The organism is Rhodobacter lacus, from assembly GCF_042683065.1.
Taxonomy (GTDB): domain Bacteria; phylum Pseudomonadota; class Alphaproteobacteria; order Rhodobacterales; family Rhodobacteraceae; genus Rhodobacter; species Rhodobacter lacus.
This window is the reverse complement of record NZ_JBHUIX010000009.1, coordinates 42108-56968: the sequence shown is the minus strand read 5'-3', so window position 1 is coordinate 56968 and position 14861 is coordinate 42108. Positions and strand designations below refer to the sequence as shown.

The following is a 14861-nucleotide window of genomic DNA, read 5'->3' as shown; positions in this document are numbered from 1 at the left end:
CGCCGGCGCGCTTACAGCGGAAGGTCGATCTCGATGGTGAGCGAGAACCGGCGCGTCTCTCCGGGCGCAAGCGCGACACTGAAGGGGCGCGCCGCGATCTCGGGGCCCGCCCCGAGCCGTGCCGGCAGACCGTGCCATGGCTCGATGCACAAAAAGCCCGCGCCGCGCGGGTGCCAGAGCACGAGGTTCGGCAGCCCCTCGGTCACAAGGCGCAGCCCCCTGCCCGCGCGGGTGCCATAGCGCAGCGCCGCCCCGGTTCCCTTTGCGAAAACAAGCGAGCTGTCTTCGGCAAAGACCTCCTCGGAAAGCGCAAGCCGCCCGCCCCTGAACGGCGAGGGCAGCGCCCTTCCGGTGAGCAGCCCGCCCGCAAGCGCCTGCGCCGCAGGCTCCGCGCCGTTTTCCAACCGCAGCTCATGGGCCTGCCCCGCAAGCCCCGGCAACGGCCACAAAAACCCCGGATGCAGCCCCAGCCCGAACGGCATCGTCTCGGTGCCGGTGTTCTCGACGCAGACCGTCAGGCTCAGCCGCGCCTCCTGCACGCGATGCTCGACACTGAGCCGGAAATCGCGCGGGTAAATCGCCCGCGTCGCCGCCGAGGCGCACAAGTCATGCCGACAAAAGGTGGCCCCCTGTGCCACGGGCACGAAATCGGCCGCCATGGCAAAGCCGTGGATCGTCATCCGCGCCGCGTGGCCCGCCACGGCGATCAGGTCATGCTCTGCCCGCCCCGCAATCGGAAACAGGAGCGGCGCCCGCCCGCTCCAGATCGCCGGATCGCCCTGCCAGAGAATTTCTGCGCCGCGATAACGGATCGAGCGCGTCTCGGCGCCCCGCGCCGCCACCTCGACCGTGAGTTGGTCAGTGCCGATCCGCATCGAGCCGCTCCAGAACCGCCGCCGCCGCCCGCTCCACGCCGGGCTCGGCCTGCATCCTCGCCGAAATCGCTGCCAGCCGCGCGCGCATTGCGTCATCTTCGAGCAGATCGAGGATGGTCTGGCGCAGCTCATCGGGCGTCCAGTCCGAGCGGTGCAGATGCGTGCCGACGCCGGTGTCGGCGGTGCGGCGGGCGTTGTCATGCCCGTCCCAGCAATAGGGCATCACGAGCGAGGGAACGCCGTGGAACAAGGCCTCGCAAAAGGAATTGTTGCCGCCGTGATGGATGAAGAGATCCGCGCGCGCCACCACCGAGGGCTGCGGAAACCAGCTCCCCAAGAACACATTGTCGGGCACGCGCCGATAGGCATCGAGATAGCCGCCGACATTGACAAAGAACCGCGCCGGCATGGTGTCAAACACCTCCAGCATGCGCTTGATCTGCGCGGTATCGACGGCGCCAAGGCTGCCGAAGCTGAGATAGACCAGCGGCCCGGCGTTGCGCGGCAGCACCGGCGGCTCAAACCGCCCCTCCTCCCGCACGCAGCCCTCCAGAAAGACGAAGCGCTCTTCCGGCAGCGGCGCCTCGCGCTTGTAGCGCACGGCAGAGGGCGCGAGCAGCAGGTTCAGGCAATCGGAGTTTTCCAAAAACTGCCCGGCGGGCAGCGGCTTGAGGCCACGGGCCTTGCGAAAGGCATTGTAGCGGTTGTGGGCGGGGCGCAGCAGCGGCGCACAAAGCCGCTCCCAGCGCGCCCGGCCCGCGCTGTCGGCGGGAGAGAGCCCGGACAGATAGGGCGGCACGCAGGGATCGGGGATCTCGGTCTCGGCGCAGGACACGACCCGCACCCAGGGCCGCCCCGAACGCAAGATCGCGGGAAACATGATGACATTGTCGAGCAAGATCGCCTCGGGCCGGATCTGCGCAATCAGCGCCTCAAGCGAGTCCTCGACCGCAATCACGGTGTCGACAATCGCCTCCCATGTGGGCGCGACATAGGTTTCAAGCTGCGCTTCGGGCGAGAGGTCGAAATGCGGCAGATGGGTGTTGACGAAATCCTGCCAGCGCCCCTGCCCCGTCTCCGGGCCGGTCTGCAAATGGTATTCCCGAAACCCGTATTCGGCAAAAACACCGGTAAAGCCCGGATGGCACAAAAACACCGGCTCGGCGCCGCGCGCCTGCAGCGCGCGCGCAATGCCCACGCAGTTGAGCGCGGCCCCAAAGCTCGCCTCGGGAAAAAGCGCTATCACGGGCGAAGGGCTCACCGGGCGGTTCCTTTGGACAACGGGCCGGAGGGCTGCCTCCCCTGCAGCAGGGACACCATTCCGCGCCCTGCCGTTTCAGGCCGCCGGATCCCCGAGCGCCGCAGATGCAACACCATCTGATCGGCGGCAAGTTCCAATTGATTGCGCTCAAGGCTGTCGAGGATGTCGAGATGCTCCTCCATCGCCTGACGCAACCGGAACGGCGGCGGCGCGGCCTCCTTTTGCGCGGCGGCCCGCAGCCGGTGATGCGCGAGCAGCGCCCCTTGCGCGAACCGGTTCGCACTCGCCTCGGCGATCATCACATGAAAGTCGATGTCGATGCGCCGAAACGCCGAAGCGCTCAGCCGCGCATCGGGCAGCGCCAGAAACTCCCGCATCCGGCTGCGCATCACCCCCGCACGCGGCGGATCGAGCGCAAAACCCGCCGCAAGGATCGCCTGCGGCTCCAGCGTCAGCCGAAAGGCGAAGCTCTCCGAAATCGCCCTTGGCGTATCAAGAAGCGGCTGAAACGCCCAGGCGCGGCCCGGAAGTTGGGATACGATCCCGTCGCGTGACAGTATTTTTAGCGCATTTAATACCGTGATGCGAGAAACAGCATACCGACGCGCCAAAGCGCTTACAGATTGCACATCCGGGATTCGTCGCGCCGCGCGATCTGCCAGAATTCGCTCGAACAGGCTTTGCTCCAGATCCGCCACAACAAGGGAGTCCTCCGAAAGACCATCGCGGGCGCTCAGCTTCACCTGATAGCCCTCCTCCTCTCGCCACGAAAGAATCCCATTTTCCTCCAATATTTTGAAGGCAGCGCGAATGGGTGTGCGCGAAACCCCGCACGCCTCGGCGATGGCCTGCTCCGGCAAATGCTCCGCGGCCCTCATGCCGCGCTCCAAAATCAGCGTAATTATGCGGCGCGCCAGCTCCAGATGATTGTGGCGCGAAGACCGACGCAGTTCAGCCATGAGCCCTCCCAAGCCGTTACGGCTAAGATGTAACGCAAAACCAACAATACCGTTTGACGTATTTTTCCAATCAAACGTACGCTCTGTTTCAGTGGTCAGCAAGAACCGCATTTTCCAACAGGCCACCGGCGACGGTGGATCATCAACAGGAGGTCGCAATGACAACCTTTTCGTGCCGGGCGGGGTCTCTCGCCGGCATAATGCTTGGGCTTGGAACGCTTTCCGCGGCGGCGGAACCGCTGGTGATCTCGAACTGGGATGGCTATCTCGCGCCCGATGCGATCGAGACGTTCAACGCCGCCACCGGCAACAGCGCCGAGCTGGTGCTGCATGCGACAAACGAAGAGATCATGGGCAAGCTGATCGCCGCGAAGGGCAAAGGCTATGACGTCGTCTTTGTCTCGTCGCCCTTTGCCGAGGTGCTGCACAATCTCGGCCTTGCGGAAGATCTCGACCACGCAAAGCTCCCCAACCTTGCAAACCTTTACCCCGAGGCGACGGAGCTCGCGCATGACAAGGGCAACGCCTTCTCGGTGCCCTATACCTGGGGCACCACGGGGCTGTGCTACCGCGCCGATCTGACGGCAGCGCCCGCCTCCTGGTCGGATCTGCTTGCGCCCAGCGCCGAGGTGAGCGGCAAGACAACGATGCTCGCCACCGAGCGCTGGCTGCTCGCCGCGGGTTTTCTGGCCGAGGGCTATTCGGTCAACGAAACCGATCTGGCCAAGCTTGAACAGACCCGCGATCGGCTGATTGCCGCCAAAAAGACCCTGCTCGCCTATGACGACACCACCTTCTATTCCAAGCTCGTCTCCGGCGAGGCAGTGCTGGTGCAGGCCTGGGACGGCTGGTGCAACTACGGCATCACCGAAAATAACCAGATTAAATACGTGATCCCGAAGGAAGGCTCGGATCTCTGGGTCGACACGATGGTGATCCTGAAAAGCTCCGAGCACAAGGATGCCGCCTACGCTTTCGTCAATGCCATGCTCGACGGCGCAACCCATCGCTGGGCGGCGGAAAACATCCTCTACAAGGTGCCCAACAAGGTGGCGATGGAAGGGCTCGATCCGAGCCTGATCGCGACCTATCCCAATATGGGAATGCCCCCGTCCGAACTGCTTGCCTTCGAGCAGTTGCGCGATGTCGGCCCGGCGCAGCGGCTCTATTCGCGCACCGTCTCGGAGATCATGGCCTCGAACTGACGGGCCACGCCTCTTTCTCTTTCCTGCCAAGCCGGCGGCCCTCGGGCGCCGCTGCCTTCCCGGATGGGGCCTCAGCGCCCCGTCTGCCTCCGCACGGGCCATGCGCCCGGACAGGATCGGACCCCGCCCATGCAAGACAACAGATCCCTTGCCCTGATTGCCCCGGCCTTCGTCTGGCTGACCGCCTTCATGGTGGTGCCCTGCCTTCTGATCCTTGCGCTCGCCTTTTTCCGGCGCGGCATCTATGGCGGCATCGACTACACGTTCACGCTGGAAAACTTCGCCCTCGTCTTCGATCCGCTCTATGCGCGGATCTTCCTGAAATCGGCCTGGATTGCGGGGCTTGCGGCGACCATTGCCGCGGTGCTCGGCTATGCCGCCGCCCATGCGATCGCGCAGATGCCGCGCCGCGATCAACCCCGGCTTCTGTTCTTCGCGATCCTGCCGTTCTGGTCCAACTATCTGGTGCGGACCTATGCCTGGATCGTGCTGCTCAACCGCGAGGGGCTGATCGTCAACCTTGCCCGCGCGCTCGGCTATCAGGGCGAGTTGCCGCAAATGCTCTACACAGAGGGCGCCGTGATCACCGGGCTCGTCTACAACTACCTGCCCTTCGTGATTTTGGCCGCCTATGCGCCGCTCTCACGCCTCAACCCCGAAATTGCCGAGGCCTCGCGCGATCTCGGCGCGAGCGGCTGGACCACGTTCCGACGGGTCACCCTGCCGATGACGCTGCCGGGCGTTGCCACCGGGTTCGTGTTTGTGTTCGTGCTCTCGATCGGCAATTTCGTCACCCCCGCGCTGCTGGGGGGCGGGCAGTTCCAGATGGTCGGCAACCTCGTCTATGCGCAATTCCTGACCTCGAACGACTGGCCCTTCGGCTCGGCGCTCTCGATGGTGCTGATTGCGGTGATGCTCGTGCTTTTGACGCTGCAGACCTTCGCCAATGAGCGCGCCTCCTCCGGGCGTCAAACCGAGGATCAGGCCCATGGATAGGCCTTCGAACACGCCCCTTATGGTGGCGATCCTGATCCTCGTTTTCGGTTTTCTCTATATCCCGATCTCGGTGTTGATCGGCTTGTCCTTCAACGCGGGCGGCATGCCGACAGCCTGGACCGGGTTTTCGCTCAAATGGTATGGGGCGCTGTTTGCCAATGGCGATATTCTGCGCGCCGCCGCCAATACGCTGATCGTCGGGCTGGTCTCGACCGTCTTTGCCACGCTGCTCGGCACGCTTCTGGCGCTTGGCGTGGAAATTCGCCGCCGCAAGGGGCGGCTCCTTGAGACGCTGATTTTCGCGCCGATGGTGATCCCCGATATCGTGCTTGCCATCGCGCTGCTGAGCATCTTTTCGCTGCTCGACGTGCGGCTTGGCCTGCACACGGTGATCATGTCTCACGTAGTCTTCAACCTGGCCTTCGTCTGTGCGGTGGTGCGCGCGCGGCTCAAGACCTTTGACTGGTCGATTGTCGAAGCCTCCGCCGATCTGGGCGCCTCGACCTTGACCACCCTGCGCCGCGTGGTGGTGCCGGTGCTTGCGCCCGCCATCATCGCGGGGGCGCTCCTCGCCTTCACCCTCTCGGTCGATGAATTCATCATCGCGTTTTTCACCGCCGGGGCCGAGCGCGCCTCGATCACCCTGCCAATGCAGATCTACGCGATGATCCGCTTTGGCGTGACCCCTGAAATCAATGTGCTTGCCACGCTCGTCATCGGCTTTTCGGTGCTGACGCTGACGCTTGCGCAACGGTTCAACCGCGGAGGCCTGCCGGGCCAATGAAACCCCTTCTGTCTCTCTGGAATGTCGAAAAACGCTTTGGCACGGTGCGCGCGGTGAATGGCGTCTCGCTCGATATCCGCGAAAACGAGTTTTTCGCGCTGCTGGGCGCGTCCGGCTCGGGCAAGACAACGCTGTTGCGCATGCTCGCCGGGTTCGAAACCCCCACCTCGGGAGCGATCCTGCTCGATGGCAAGGACATTTCCCACACCCCGCCAAACCTGCGCCCGCTGAACCTGATGTTTCAAAGCTATGCGCTCTTTCCGCATATGACGGTGGCGCAAAACATTGCCTATGGGCTCGAGATGGAGCGCCTGCCCAAGGCCGAGATCCGGGACCGGGTCGCGGAGATGCTCGCAACGATCCAGCTTGCCCCCCTTGCCGCGCGCAAGCCCGATCAGCTTTCGGGCGGGCAGCGCCAGCGCGTGGCTTTGGCGCGCGCACTGGTAAAGCGGCCACGGCTCTTGCTGCTCGACGAGCCGCTTGGTGCGCTCGACAAAAAGCTGCGCGGCGAGATGCAACTGGAGCTGAAGCGGATCCAGCATGATTTTGGCATCACCTTCATCATCGTCACCCATGATCAGGAAGAAGCGCTGGTGATGGCCGACCGCATCGCGATCTTGCAAAACGGGGCCCTGCTGCAATGCGCCCCCCCGCGTGAGGTGTATGAATACCCCGCCAGCCGGTTTGCCGCCGAGTTCATCGGCGTGATGAACATCATTCCCGTGCACCATGACGGGCAAAGCCTGCGCGCGGGCGACGGCAGCGTGATCCATGCCGAGCGCCCCGAGGGGCTGGGCCCGCAGGCCGTGGCTGCGATCCGCCCGGAACGGCTGCGCCTCGATGCGCAGCTGCATGAAAACCATCTGAGCGGGCGCATCACCGCGATGGCCTATCACGGGCTCGACCTGCAAATCCATGTCGATACGCCGATCTCGGCGCGCCCGCTGATGTGCCGGCTCACCGCCGATCAGGCGGAGGCGCGCCCGCTGAGCATCGGCGACACCGTCACTTTGGGCTGGGATGCCCGCGACACCCGCGTTTTCCCCGCCTGAGCCCCTCTCCCTCCCGCCTTCCGAGGCCGCATCAACGAGGTTCTCCATGACCAGCAAAACCTTCGCGTTCTTCCCCGAAGCCGCCTTTGGCCCCGCGCTGAACTCGGTTGGCATTGCGCAAGCGATCACCCGGCTCGGCCACAAGGCCGTGTTCCTCTCTGACCCCGGTTTCGTCTCGGTATACCAGGGCTACGGGTTCGAGGCGCATCCGGTGGCGCTTTCCGCACCGATGCCGCCCGAACAGATGGCGAAATTCTGGGAAGATTTCATCAATGGTCATATCCCGAACTTCGCGAAAAAGCCGATCGACCAGCTCGACAACTATGTGCGGGAATGCTGGGAGGCGATCGTGGACAGCGCAAAATGGGCGCAAAAGGATCTGCCCGCCGTGCTCGACCGCATCCGCCCCGATGTGATCGCCGTGGACAATGTGATCCTGTTCCCGGCGATCAAGCACCATGGCGTGCCGTGGGTGCGGGTGATCTCCTGTTCGGAAAACGAGATCGAGGACGAGGCGATCCCGCCGCATCTTTCGGGCCTGAGCGAGACCGATACCGAAGGGCATGCCGCCTTCCGCGCCAGGTTCCATGAGGTGATCACGCCGATCCACGACGATTTCAACGCCTTCCTCGCCGCCCAGGGCGAGGCCGCCTATCCGCTCGGGCAGTTTTTCGAGGCCTCGCCTTACCTCAACCTGCTGCTCTACCCCGAGCAGGCGAAATACCACCGCAAGGAGCCGCTCGATCCGGTGCGGTTCCAGTATCTTGAGGGCTGCGTGCGCAAGGAGGCCCCCTATACCGTCCCCACCTTCGGCAAGAACAACGATGGCCCGCTGCTCTATATCTCCTTCGGCTCGCTCGGGGCGGGCGATACCGAGCTCTTGAAACGGCTGATCGCGCTGATCGGCACGACCCGCTACCGCGCGCTCGTCAATGTCGGCGATTACAAGGACAGCTATCACGACATCCCCGAGAATGTGGTGATCGAGAGCTGGTTCCCGCAGCCCTCGGTGATCCCGCAGGTCGATGCGGTGATCCATCACGGCGGCAACAACTCTTTCACCGAATGCCTCTATTTCGCCAAGCCCGCGATCATCATGCCCTATGTCTGGGACGGCCATGACAATGCGATGCGGGTGCAGGAAACCGGGCACGGCTTCCGCTCGGAGCGCTACGACTGGACCGATGCGGAGCTGATCGCCAAGATCGAGACCTGTCTGACCGATCCGGCGATGCAGGCCCGGCTTGCCGCAACCGCAGCGCATATGCAGGCCTGTGAAGGCCCCGACAAGGCGGCCCGGCTTCTCGTGGCGCTGACGGAGGCGGGGCAATGACCGATCTGGCCAGTTCGGCCCCGCATATCCATGCGGCAAGCCACTATGAGGATCTGCGCGACTGGGGCGCGCAGCCCGAGCCGCTGGCGGGCGCCTCCCATTCCACGGGGCGGCTGCTGTTCAAGGGGCCGGGCAATGTGCCCGAAACCGGGATCTGGGTCTGCACCCCGGGGCGCTGGCGCATCTGCGTGCCACGCGACGAGTTTTGCCACTTTGTCGCCGGGCGTGCCCGCTACACCGCCACGACGGGAGAGGTGACCGAAGTGCGTGCCGGAACCTGTGTGCTGTTTCCGGCGGGCTACGCGGGCGAGGCCGAGGTGATCGAGACGATCCGCAACATCTACATGCTTGCCTGACAGGGAGAGACCATGAAAACGCCAGTGATGCAAAACCCGCTCGAAATCACCGATGTCGTCGATTGGGGCGTGATCCCGACGATGATCGAGGGCACATCGCATGTTTCGGGCCGGGTGCTTTACAAGGGGCCGAACGGCGACTCCGAATGCGGGCTCTGGATCTGCACCCCGGGAAAATGGGCCTGCCATGTCACCTCGGACGAGTTCTGCCACTTCCTCGAAGGGCGCTGCACCTATGTGCATGAAAGCGGCGAGGTGATCGAGATCACCCCGGATACCGCTGCCTTCTTTCCCAAGGACTGGAAGGGTATATGCACGGTTCATGACACCATCAAAAAGGTCTATATGATCCGATGACGCAGGTTCCGAGCCAGCCCCTTTCCCCCAAGTCTGCAAGCCTTGAGCCGCCTGCGGTGACCTTCATGGCCCGCCACGGGATCGTCGGCATCGCGCCGGTCGCCCTGCCGGGAGATGCCTCCGCGCGCCGCTACTGGCGGCTGCCGGGGGCGGGGCTGCTGCTGATGCACGACCCCTCCGATCCGGTCGGGTTTTCCTCCTATATCCGGGTGGCGCGGCATCTGAACGGGCTTGGCCTCTCGGCGCCGCGCGTGGAGGGGGCAGACCCGGCGATGTGCCTTGCGCTGATCGAGGATTGGGGCGAGGCCACCTATACAAACTGCCTGCAAGCGGGCGCCGACGAGGCGGAGCTTTATACACTCGCCATTGATGCGCTGCTCGCGCTCCATCATGCGCCTGCGGCCGCGCAGATTGCCCAGCCCGCCTATGATCGCGCCACATGGTTGCGCGAATTGCAGGTGTTTTGCGACTGGTTCGTGGCCGCGCTGGACCCGAGCTGCGACCGGGTGGCCTTTGACGCGGCCTTCCGCGCGCTTTGGGAGACCGCGCTTTCCGACCTCATGGACCGGCGCGAAACCCTTGTTTTGCGGGATTTTCACGTCGACAACCTGATGCTTCTCGCGGGCCGCGCGGGCGTTGCGCGCTGCGGCTTGCTGGATTTTCAGGACGCGGTTCTGGGCCCGTGCGAATACGATCTCGTCTCCTTGCTGCAAGATGCAAGGCGCGATCTGCCCGCCGGGCTGGAACCGGCGCTGCTCGCCCGGTATTGCGCCGCCGCCCCCGAGAGCCTCGGCGGGCCGGAGCAGATCCGCGCCCGCTATCACCTGATGGGGGCGCAGCGCCATGCCCGCATCTGCGGCGTCTTCGTGCGGCTCTGCCTGCGCGATGGCAAACCGCAGTATCTGCGCTGGCTGCCCCGCGTGCTGGGGCAGCTGGAAACGGCGCTCGCGGCAGCCGGTCTGGACCAGATCCGGGCCCTGCTCGACGATGCGCTCCCCGATTGGCGTGCCCGTGGCGTGGCACTGGCGCAAACCCTGCCCTCGGGCGCGGCGCCGCAACAAAGGACCAGACCATGACCGAGCCGTGCCCGCCGCGCTATTACATCAGCCCCGGCTTTCTTCCCTCTGCCGGCCCGAGCCATCCGGTGATCGACCCGGCAACGCTCGACATCGTCGGGCTGCGCGCCGAGGTGACCGAGGCGGAACGCACCGCGGTTCTCACCCGCGTCAATGCCGCGCAAGCGCTCTGGAAGCGCACCGATGCCAAGACCCGCGCGCTGCTTTTGCATGCGCTTGCCAACCGCATCGAGGCCGCCGATTTCACCGAAACCGCGATCCTGATGAGCCGGGAGATGGGCAAGCCCTACCCCGAAGCCATCGGCGAAATCGCCAATGTCGCGCCGATCTTTCGCTATTATGCCGAGATGGCGCGCGACGAGGCGGGCAAGATCGCGGGCACCACCCAGACCGGCTCGACGCAATATGCCCGTTATGAGGCGCTTGGCGTCTCGGTCCATATCATGCCCTTCAACTTCCCGATCCTGCTGATGTGCTGGACGGTGGCGGCCTCGCTCGCCGCGGGCAATGGCTGCATCATCAAGCCGGCAGAGGCGACAACGCTCTCAACGCTCGACTTCATGCGCGTCTTTGACGGGCTGCCCGCCGATCTGGTGGCCTGCCTGCCCGGCGGCGCCGCCACCGGCAAGGCGCTGGTCGAGAGCCCGATGACGCATGCGGTGGCCTTTACCGGCTCGGTCGCGGGCGGGCGGGCGGTGGCGGTGGCCGCTGCCGCGCAGATGAAACCCGCCGTGATCGAGGCGGGCGGATCGGACCCGATGATCATTGCCGCCTCTGCCCCGATTGATGTGGCCGCGGCGGGCGCGGTGACGGCGGCGTTCCATCTGTCGGGGCAGGTCTGCACCTCGACCGAGCGGATCTATGTGGTCGATGCCGTGCATGATGCCTTTGTCGCCGCCTTTGTCGCGCGCACCCGCGCCTTGCGCATCGGCAACGGGCTCGGGCCGCACGAGATCGGCCCGCTCGTCTCCAAGGCCGCGCGCGACAAGGTCGAACGCCTCGTGGCAGATGCGCTGGCGAAAGGGGCAACGCTCGAATGCGGCGGGCGCATTCCGCCCGGGCTCGACACCGGCTGGTTTTACGAGCCGACGATCCTGTCCAACTGCACCCCCGAGATGGAGATCCTGCACGAAGAGATCTTTGGCCCGGTGGTGGCGCTGTGCCGTGTTGCCGATTTCGAGACCGCGCTCGAGGCCGCCAATGACAGCCCCTTCGGCCTTGGCGCCTCGATCTTCACCACCGCGCTTGACGAGGCGATCGAAGCCTCGGAGCGGCTCGAGGCGGGCATGGTCTGGGTCAACAATCCGATGATCGACAATGACGCCCTGCCCTTTGGCGGCTGGAAAGCCTCCGGCATCGGGCGCGAACTGGGGCGGCAGGGGCTTGACGCGTTCCGACGCAGCAAAATGGTGGTGATCGACCACAAACCCCGGATTCACGACTGGTGGTATCCCTATCCGTCGGAGTGGTTTCTGGATCGCACCGGCGAGGGGGGGCGCAAACATGTCTGAGGCAGGAGCACCGCCGATGCACAAGACCCGGCTTTACATCGCAGGCGCCTTTGTCGCGCCACAAGAGGGCGGCTCTTTCCCCGCCATCGACCCCGCAACCGAGACCGCCTTTGCCGAGGTGGCCGCGGGCACGGCGGCCGATGTCGATCTGGCCGTGCGCGCCGCGCGACAGGCCTTTGACAGCGGGATCTGGTCAGAGCTGAGCGGCGCCACCCGTGCCGCAATGCTGCGCCTCGTGGCCAAGGGGCTGCGCGCCCGGCTGGCCGAGATTGCCGCCCTTGAGGTGCGCGACAATGGCAAACCCCTGCCCGAGGCGGAATGGGATGTGGGCGACGCGGCCTTCACCTTTGAGTATTACGCCGATCTGGCCGAGGCCCGCGACGGCGCCGCGGAGGAAGCGGTGGATGTGGGCGATGCGCGGTTCACGGCCTCGATCCGGCGTGAGCCGCTTGGCGTGGTCGCCGCGATCACGCCGTGGAACTTCCCGCTTCTGATGGCGGTCTGGAAAGTGGCGCCCGCGCTTGCCGCGGGCTGCACCATCGTGCTCAAACCCTCCGAACTCTGCGCCATGTCTTGCGAGATTCTGGCAGAGATCATCCATGCCGCGGGCATCCCGCCGGGCGTGTTCAACCTTGTGACCGGCACCGGCCCCGCGGCGGGCCAACCGCTTGCAGAGCATCCGGGCGTCGACAAGGTGGCCTTCACCGGCTCGGTCGCCACCGGGCGCAAGGTGATGACGGCGGCGGCGGCAGGGATCCGCACCGTCGCGCTGGAACTCGGCGGCAAATCTCCCTTCGTCATCTTTGCCGATTGCGACATCGACAAGGCGGTCGAATGGATCCTGTTCGGGATCTTCTGGAACAAGGGCGAGGTCTGCTCGGCCACCTCGCGGGTGCTGGTCGAACGCAGCCTCTATCCGGCCTTGCTCGCGCGCCTCACCGAGGCGACCGAGGCGATCCCCATCGGCCCGGGCAATGCCCCCGGCATCAAGCTCGGCCCGATCGTGTCGCAGGGGCAATATGACAAGATCCGTGCCGCCATCGCCGCAGGCAAGAAAACCGGCGCCCGGCTTGTCACCGGCGGTGACCGCCCCGAGGGCCTGCCGCGCGGCTATTTTTTGCGCCCGACGATCTTTGCCGAGGTGCCCACCGGCTCGGCACTCTGGCGCGAGGAGATCTTTGGCCCGGTGGTCTGCATCAACCCGTTTGACAGCGAGGCGGAGGCCATCGCTTTTGCCAATGACAGCGCCTTTGGCCTTGCGGGCGCGGTGATGTCGGATGATCTGGCGCGGTGCGAGCGCGTTGCGCGCAAGCTGCGCGCCGGGATCATCTGGGTGAACTGCTCGCAACCCACCTTCACCCAGCTGCCCTGGGGCGGCGTCAAGAGCTCCGGCATCGGGCGCGAATTGGGGCGCGCCGGGTTCGAGGCCTATTTCGAAACCAAGCAGATCACCCGCTTCGATCCCGCGCAGCATTGGGGATGGTATCTGGACACCGCCCCATGACCGCGGTTGCGTCGGGGGGGGCACGCAAACAAAAGGGGCGCGTGCTCTTTGAGCCACGGCATCGCCCTTGCCCGTGCCGAAGGCCGCCGCGGCGGCTGTGTCAAAACCAATCCACGCGCGGGGGCCGGCATCCCGGCGCGCACCGCGCTGGCCCGGCGCGAACAGCGCCTGTCCGAACAGGTCCGGGGGGAGCATGATCCAGTTCGATAACCGCCTCAACGGGGCCGCGCTGCGCCCTTACTGGTTCGAAACCGTGCCGGTGGGGCCGCCTTGCCCGCCCCCCGGCGCCGATCTGCGCGCCGATCTGGCGATTGTGGGGGGCGGGTTCACCGGGCTTTGGGCCGCCGTTCACGCCCGGCTCCGGGCGCCCGAGGCAAGGATCGTGCTGCTTGAGGCCGGGCGCTCGGGAGAGGCCGCCTCGGGGCGCAACGGCGGCTTTTGTGCTCCCTCGATCTCGCATGGCGTAGCCACGGCGCTGATGCGCTGGCCTGCCGAGGCCGAAACGCTGATCCGCCTCGGGCGCGAAAATCTGGATGGCTACGCCCGCGACGTCGACACGCTGGGGCTCGACATCGGGTTTCGCCGGGAGGGCAAGCTCACCATCGCGCGCACCCCGTGGCAGGAGGCTTCGGTCGCGGCAATGGCGCGCGACTATCGCCGGTTCGGGATCGACTGCACCGTGCTGACCGGCGCCGCCCTGCGCACCCGCCTGGACAGCCCGATCCATGCGATGGGCCTGTTTGAGCCCAATTATGCCCTCGTCAATCCGGCGCAAACCGTGGCGGAGTTGCGCCGTGTTGCGCTCAAGATGGGGGTGGAGATCCATGAAGAGACGCCCGTCACGGCGCTGCGCGAGGGCGCGCAGGAGATCACCCTTCGCACCCCCGGCGCCGTGGTGCAGGCGGATCGGGTGATCCTTGCCACCAATGCCGCGGTGCCGCTTTTGAAGCGGTTGCGGCCCGCGATCATCCCGATCTTCGACTACACGATCCTGACGCGCCCGTTGAGCGATAACGAGCTTGCCGCGATCGGCTGGACGGAGGGCCATTCCGTCGCCGATATGGGCAACCAGTTCCATTACCTGCGCAAAACAGACGACAACCGGATCCTCTGCGGCGGCTATGATGCGATCTATCATTTCGGCGCGCGGCGGGATGCGGAATTGCTCGACCGGGTCGAAACCTATGACCGGCTGGCGAAGAATTTTGCCCGCGCCCTGCCGCAACTGGCGCATGTGCCCTTTACCCATGCCTGGGGTGGCATCATCGACACATCGGCCCGCACCACTCTTTTTGCCGGTCAGGCCTGCAAGGGCCGCCTTGCCTATGCGATGGGCTTTACCGGGCAAGGGGTCTCGGCGAGCCGCTTTGCCGCGCTTGCCATGCTCGACATGCTCGAAGGCCGCGACACCGAGCGCACGCGCCTGCAGATGCTGCGGCGCCCCCCCTTCCCCTTCCCGCCCGAACCTCTGCGCTGGCTGGGGGTCCGCTGGGCACAGGCCGGTCTTGCCGCCGAAGACCGCACCGGGCGCCGCTCCGTGCTCAACCGCATGCTCGACAAGATGGGCATCGGCTTCAACTCCTGAGGCTGAG

The 14861-nt window shown here is 65.5% G+C and carries 14 protein-coding genes; 11 read left to right on the top strand and 3 right to left on the bottom strand.

Annotation, left to right across the window (positions count from 1 at the left end; genetic code table 11):
• Positions 1-11: 11 nt before the first annotated feature.
• The 3 genes from ACFSM0_RS07995 to ACFSM0_RS07985 are packed head-to-tail and all read right to left on the bottom strand — an operon-like array spanning position 12 to position 3197.
• Positions 12-875 carry an aldose epimerase family protein gene (locus ACFSM0_RS07995; protein ID WP_377389058.1) on the bottom strand — a complete coding sequence of 288 codons (864 nt, stop codon included), beginning with the start codon at positions 873-875 and terminating at the stop codon, positions 12-14.
• Positions 859-2136: a nucleotide disphospho-sugar-binding domain-containing protein gene (locus ACFSM0_RS07990; RefSeq protein WP_377389056.1), complete on the bottom strand. Its 1278-nt coding sequence runs from the start codon at positions 2134-2136 to the stop codon at positions 859-861. Before ACFSM0_RS07990 ends, ACFSM0_RS07995 begins: the two co-directional genes overlap by 17 nt.
• Entirely contained in the window at positions 2133-3197 is a 1065-nt protein-coding gene (locus ACFSM0_RS07985; protein WP_377389054.1) for a GntR family transcriptional regulator, read from the bottom strand. The genes ACFSM0_RS07990 and ACFSM0_RS07985 overlap by 4 nt, the downstream gene beginning before the upstream one ends.
• 56 nt (positions 3198-3253) lie before the next feature.
• Here ACFSM0_RS07985 and ACFSM0_RS07980 point away from each other — a divergent pair, with 56 nt between their 5' ends.
• From ACFSM0_RS07980 to ACFSM0_RS07930, 11 genes are all read left to right on the top strand, one after another.
• Positions 3254-4300: a polyamine ABC transporter substrate-binding protein gene (locus ACFSM0_RS07980; RefSeq protein ID WP_377389052.1), complete on the top strand. Its 1047-nt coding sequence runs from the start codon at positions 3254-3256 to the stop codon at positions 4298-4300.
• Positions 4301-4429: 129 nt separating this feature from the next.
• Complete coding sequence (locus ACFSM0_RS07975; protein WP_377389050.1) at positions 4430-5296, top strand: ABC transporter permease; 867 nt, start codon at positions 4430-4432, stop codon at positions 5294-5296.
• Positions 5289-6080 (top strand): ABC transporter permease, encoded by a 792-nt coding sequence (locus tag ACFSM0_RS07970; RefSeq protein ID WP_377389048.1) that lies wholly within the window; start codon positions 5289-5291, stop codon positions 6078-6080. The genes ACFSM0_RS07975 and ACFSM0_RS07970 overlap by 8 nt, the downstream gene beginning before the upstream one ends.
• Positions 6077-7132 (top strand): ABC transporter ATP-binding protein, encoded by a 1056-nt coding sequence (locus ACFSM0_RS07965; RefSeq protein WP_377389046.1) that lies wholly within the window; start codon positions 6077-6079, stop codon positions 7130-7132. The genes ACFSM0_RS07970 and ACFSM0_RS07965 overlap by 4 nt, the downstream gene beginning before the upstream one ends.
• 46 nt (positions 7133-7178) lie before the next feature.
• The gene (locus tag ACFSM0_RS07960; protein ID WP_377389044.1) at positions 7179-8465 is read left to right on the top strand and encodes a glycosyltransferase; all 1287 of its coding nucleotides are present in this window, start codon (positions 7179-7181) and stop codon (positions 8463-8465) included.
• The gene (locus ACFSM0_RS07955) at positions 8462-8821 is read left to right on the top strand and encodes a cupin domain-containing protein (RefSeq protein ID WP_377389042.1); all 360 of its coding nucleotides are present in this window, start codon (positions 8462-8464) and stop codon (positions 8819-8821) included. Before ACFSM0_RS07960 ends, ACFSM0_RS07955 begins: the two co-directional genes overlap by 4 nt.
• 12 nt (positions 8822-8833) lie before the next feature.
• Positions 8834-9178: a cupin domain-containing protein gene (locus ACFSM0_RS07950; protein ID WP_377389040.1), complete on the top strand. Its 345-nt coding sequence runs from the start codon at positions 8834-8836 to the stop codon at positions 9176-9178.
• Positions 9175-10254, top strand: a complete 1080-nt coding sequence (locus ACFSM0_RS07945) for an aminoglycoside phosphotransferase family protein (RefSeq protein ID WP_377389038.1) — start codon at positions 9175-9177, stop codon at positions 10252-10254. Before ACFSM0_RS07950 ends, ACFSM0_RS07945 begins: the two co-directional genes overlap by 4 nt.
• Entirely contained in the window at positions 10251-11765 is a 1515-nt protein-coding gene (locus ACFSM0_RS07940) for an aldehyde dehydrogenase family protein (RefSeq protein WP_377389036.1), read from the top strand. Before ACFSM0_RS07945 ends, ACFSM0_RS07940 begins: the two co-directional genes overlap by 4 nt.
• On the top strand, positions 11758-13269 hold the full coding sequence (locus tag ACFSM0_RS07935; RefSeq protein WP_377389034.1) for an aldehyde dehydrogenase family protein: 1512 nt from the start codon (positions 11758-11760) through the stop codon (positions 13267-13269). Before ACFSM0_RS07940 ends, ACFSM0_RS07935 begins: the two co-directional genes overlap by 8 nt.
• Positions 13270-13462: 193 nt before the next feature.
• A complete protein-coding gene (locus ACFSM0_RS07930; RefSeq protein WP_377389032.1) occupies positions 13463-14854 on the top strand; it encodes an NAD(P)/FAD-dependent oxidoreductase in 1392 nt (463 codons plus the stop codon).
• Positions 14855-14861: the final 7 nt, after the last annotated feature.

What these genes read in the sequence shown, in the direction of transcription:
- ACFSM0_RS07995 (WP_377389058.1), bottom strand. Translation starts at nt 875, where the DNA reads ATGCGGATCGGCACTGACCAACTCACGGTCGAGGTGGCGGCGCGGGGC.
- ACFSM0_RS07980 (WP_377389052.1), top strand. Translation starts at nt 3,254, where the DNA reads ATGACAACCTTTTCGTGCCGGGCGGGGTCTCTCGCCGGCATAATGCTT.
- ACFSM0_RS07975 (WP_377389050.1), top strand. Translation starts at nt 4,430, where the DNA reads ATGCAAGACAACAGATCCCTTGCCCTGATTGCCCCGGCCTTCGTCTGG.
- ACFSM0_RS07970 (WP_377389048.1), top strand. Translation starts at nt 5,289, where the DNA reads ATGGATAGGCCTTCGAACACGCCCCTTATGGTGGCGATCCTGATCCTC.
- ACFSM0_RS07965 (WP_377389046.1), top strand. Translation starts at nt 6,077, where the DNA reads ATGAAACCCCTTCTGTCTCTCTGGAATGTCGAAAAACGCTTTGGCACG.
- ACFSM0_RS07960 (WP_377389044.1), top strand. Translation starts at nt 7,179, where the DNA reads ATGACCAGCAAAACCTTCGCGTTCTTCCCCGAAGCCGCCTTTGGCCCC.
- ACFSM0_RS07955 (WP_377389042.1), top strand. Translation starts at nt 8,462, where the DNA reads ATGACCGATCTGGCCAGTTCGGCCCCGCATATCCATGCGGCAAGCCAC.
- ACFSM0_RS07950 (WP_377389040.1), top strand. Translation starts at nt 8,834, where the DNA reads ATGAAAACGCCAGTGATGCAAAACCCGCTCGAAATCACCGATGTCGTC.
- ACFSM0_RS07945 (WP_377389038.1), top strand. Translation starts at nt 9,175, where the DNA reads ATGACGCAGGTTCCGAGCCAGCCCCTTTCCCCCAAGTCTGCAAGCCTT.
- ACFSM0_RS07940 (WP_377389036.1), top strand. Translation starts at nt 10,251, where the DNA reads ATGACCGAGCCGTGCCCGCCGCGCTATTACATCAGCCCCGGCTTTCTT.
- ACFSM0_RS07935 (WP_377389034.1), top strand. Translation starts at nt 11,758, where the DNA reads ATGTCTGAGGCAGGAGCACCGCCGATGCACAAGACCCGGCTTTACATC.
- ACFSM0_RS07930 (WP_377389032.1), top strand. Translation starts at nt 13,463, where the DNA reads ATGATCCAGTTCGATAACCGCCTCAACGGGGCCGCGCTGCGCCCTTAC.